Below are 4,084 nucleotides of genomic sequence, written 5' to 3'. Positions count from 1 at the left end.
GGCCATCGACCTGCTGTGCTGGATGCGGCTGCTGCTCTTGGACGGTCCGCTGGCCAAAGCCGAACCGGCGACCCTGCGCTACCGGCTGCTGCACGCGGCGGCCCGCCTGGTCAAACGATCCCGCTACCTGATCCTGCGGGTCCCCCAAACCTGGCCCTGGGCGAAGGAATTCGCCGACGCTATCAACCGAGTCCGCGCCATCCCCTGACCCACGGGCACCCTGTCCAATCGACCCAAAGGAAGGAGCAGCCAACCCGGGACCAAGGAACCCGGCGTCACCGCACGACACGCGGCGGCGCCGCCTACCCAGAAACCGGAAATCAAGCTCAACTCGTGACCTCAACAGCCACCACGGGGAAAACTCGGGCTACCGTGAAATTTTGAGGTTTACCCAACGGCTTCAAGAACGCGGCCTATCATCAACACCATGTTAGCTAAAATTCTAGTTGCCAATCGCGGCGAGATCGCGATTCGCGCGTTCCGGGCGGCGTACGAACTAGAAATAGCCACTGTCGCGGTCTATGCCTACGAGGACCGCAACTCCGTGCACCGGCTTAAAGCCGACGAGTCCTACCAGATCGGTGAGCGGGGTCACCCCGTCCGCGCTTACCTGTCGATCGACGAGATCGTAGCGACAGCAATTGCGTGTGGAGCCGATGCGATTTATCCCGGCTACGGCTTCTTGTCGGAGAATCCCGACCTGGCAGCGGCGTGCGCGGCGGCGGGCATCACATTTGTCGGACCGAGTGCGGAGGTCTTGGAGCTCACCGGTAACAAGTCGCGGGCGATCGCAACAGCGCGGGCGGCGGATCTGCCCGTCCTAGCCTCCTCGGCGCCCTCGACGTCGGTCGACGAACTGCTAACAGCCGCTGAGTCTATGGTATTTCCGCTGTTCGTCAAGGCAGTCGCCGGTGGAGGCGGCCGGGGGATGCGCCGGGTCAGCGACCTGGCAGCACTCCCCGAAGCGATCGAGACGGCCAGCCGTGAGGCCGAATCCGCATTCGGGTATGCCTCGGTATTTCTCGAGCAAGCGGTGATCAACCCCCGACATATCGAAGTCCAGATTTTGGCTGACAATCACGTCAATGTGATCCACCTCTATGAACGAGATTGCAGTGTGCAGCGGCGGCACCAGAAGGTGATCGAAATCGCACCGGCACCCAACCTGGATCCGCAACTTCGCGAACGCATCTGCACGGATGCAGTAGTGTTTGCGCGAAGCATCGGCTACACCGGCGCGGGCACCGTGGAATTCCTGCTCGACGAGCGGGGCAACCATGTGTTCATCGAGATGAATCCGCGCATCCAGGTCGAGCACACGGTCACCGAGGAGATCACCGATGTCGATCTGGTATCCGCCCAGCTGCGAATCGCTTCCGGGCAAACTCTAGAAGATATTTCCTTAAGCCAAGATTCGATCATCCCGCACGGCGCGGCGCTGCAGTGCCGGGTTACCACCGAGGACCCTGCCAATGACTTTCGCCCGGATACCGGCCGCATTACCGCCTATCGCACTCCCGGCGGAGCGGGCATCCGACTGGACGGCGGAACGACTCTGGGAGCCGAGATCAGCGCCCACTTTGACTCCATGCTGATCAAGCTGACCTGCCGTGGACGCGACTTCGCGACGGCCGTGCGTCGAGCCCGGCGTGCTGTAGCAGAGTTCCGCATCCGCGGCGTCTCAACGAATATCCCATTCCTACAGGCGGTCCTCGACGACCCGGACTTTAAAGCCGGCCAGATCACGACGTCGTTCATCGAGGAGCGCCCACAATTACTCGCCGCGCGCGTTTCGGGCGACCGCGGTAGCAAGATTCTTAGTTACCTGGCCGATGTCACAGTTAACAAACCGCACGGCGATCGCCCATCCGAGGTCTACCCGCACGACAAGCTTCCCGGCATCGATCTGGCGGCGAGCCCGCCGCCAGGGTCCAAGCAGCTTCTAAGCGAGCTCGGGCCGGAGCGATTCGCGGCATTGCTGCGTGATTCGCCCAGTATCGGCGTCACGGACACCACATTCCGCGATGCGCATCAATCGTTGCTGGCCACTCGGGTCCGGACCAGCGGCCTCATCAAGGTGGCGCCCTACATCGCGCGGACCATGCCGCAGTTGTTGTCAGTGGAGTGCTGGGGCGGCGCGACTTATGATGTGGCGCTTCGGTTCCTCAAGGAGGATCCATGGGAGCGGTTGGCAGCCCTGCGCGAAGCCATACCCAACATTTGCCTGCAGATGTTGCTGCGTGGACGCAACACCGTTGGCTACACGCCCTATCCGGAAATGGTCACGACGGCATTCGTCGCCGAAGCGACAGCGACCGGCATCGATATCTTCCGGATCTTCGACGCGCTGAACAACGTGGACTCGATGCGTCCTGCCATTAACGCCGTTCGCGAAACCGGCAGTGCGGTCGCTGAAGTGGCGATGTCCTACACCGGCGATTTGTCGGATCCAACCGAAAATCTCTACACCTTGGACTACTACCTGAAGCTGGCCGAACAGATCATCGACGCGGGCGCACACGTGCTGGCCATCAAGGACATGGCCGGGCTGTTGCGCGCACCGGCCGCCGCGACGCTGGTCTCGGCACTGAAGTCCCGTTTCGACGTCCCGGTGCACGTACATACCCACGACACCCCGGGCGGACAACTGGCAACCTACGTGGCGGCCTGGCATGCAGGGGCCGACGCTGTCGACGGTGCCGCGGCCCCGCTTGCAGGAACCACCAGCCAGCCCGCGTTGTCGTCGATTGTGGCTGCCGCGGCCAACACCCGGTACGATTCCGGGTTGTCGCTAGCTGCGGTGTGCGATCTGGAGCCCTACTGGGAGGCGCTCCGAAAGGTTTACGCGCCCTTCGAATCCGGGCTTCCGGCCCCGACGGGACGTGTCTATGACCACGAGATTCCGGGCGGCCAATTATCGAACCTCCGCCAGCAAGCCATTGCGCTGGGGCTCGGCGACCGGTTCGAGGACATCGAAAACGCCTACGCTGGCGCCGACGCCATCCTCGGACATCTGGTCAAGGTCACTCCGACGAGCAAGGTGGTCGGCGATTTGGCTTTGGCGCTAGTTGGCGCCGGGGTCAGCGCGCAAGACTTCGCCGACGACCCAGCCCGCTATGACATCCCGGACTCAGTCATCGGCTTCTTACGCGGCGAACTCGGTGATCCACCCGGTGGGTGGCCCGAGCCTTTGCGTTCCACGGCGTTAGAGGGCCGCCGTCCAGCGAACCGCGAGCAGCCGCTGACGGCGGAAGACGAAAAGGCGTTGGCCTCCCCGGGCGTCGAACGCCAGGCGGCGCTGAACCGGCTACTATTCCCTGGCCCGACAAAGGAATTCGAGGACCACCGTGAGAAGTACGGTGACACATCCCAGCTCAGCGCCAACCAGTTCTTCTACGGATTGCGCCGGGGTGACGAACACCGCGTCGAACTAGGGCGCGGTGTGGAGTTGCTGATCGGCCTGGAGGCCATCTCTGATCCCGACGAACGCGGCATGCGCAACGTGATGTGCATTCTCAACGGGCAACTCCGACCTGTGATGGTGCGCGACCGGAGCATCGCTACCGTCGTGCCCGCAGCCGAGAAGGCCGATCGTAACAACCCGAACCATATCGCCGCCCCGTTCGCCGGCGTGGTGACGGTCACTGCCGACGTCGGCGAACAAGTCGAGGCCGGACAGACGATCGCGACGATCGAAGCGATGAAAATGGAAGCTGCCATCACTACCCCCATAGCCGGTAAGGTCCTAAAGGTCGCGGTGGCGCAGATCTCTCATGTTGAAGGTGGTGATCTCTTGGTGGTGATCGGGTGAGCACCGCCGTCGATCAGGACAACGCCCGTGAGCTACTCTGCCTGCCTCAGGTGAGCGGCCTTAACCGGGAATCCCTTCACTGAACGATACTGGAGATACCGGAGATTATCGGCTCACGGCACCTCAGCGGAGGTGACTGCCCGATAGTTACCCTGCTCGTGTTCCACCATTGGCAGAATCCGACGATCGCAGTTTAGCTTAAAGATGTTTCGGTAATTGGGTGAGTCATTTCGCCGGATTCGCCCTGCGGTAGGGGACAATTAGCGTGTGGCA

General features: G+C 62.4%; 2 protein-coding genes. Both read left to right on the top strand.

Annotation, left to right across the window (positions count from 1 at the left end):
* On the top strand, positions 1-208 hold a 208-nt coding region (locus tag FPZ47_RS26715; protein WP_210420026.1), incomplete at its 5' end, for a transposase.
* Positions 209-427: 219 nt separating this feature from the next.
* Entirely contained in the window at positions 428-3,811 is a 3,384-nt protein-coding gene (locus FPZ47_RS26710; RefSeq protein ID WP_144957217.1) for a pyruvate carboxylase, read from the top strand.
* Positions 3,812-4,084: the final 273 nt, after the last annotated feature.

Origin of the sequence: Mycobacterium helveticum (genome assembly GCF_007714205.1) — a bacterium.
GTDB classification, from domain to species: domain Bacteria; phylum Actinomycetota; class Actinomycetes; order Mycobacteriales; family Mycobacteriaceae; genus Mycobacterium; species Mycobacterium helveticum.
This window is presented reverse-complemented; position numbering and strand designations above follow the sequence as displayed.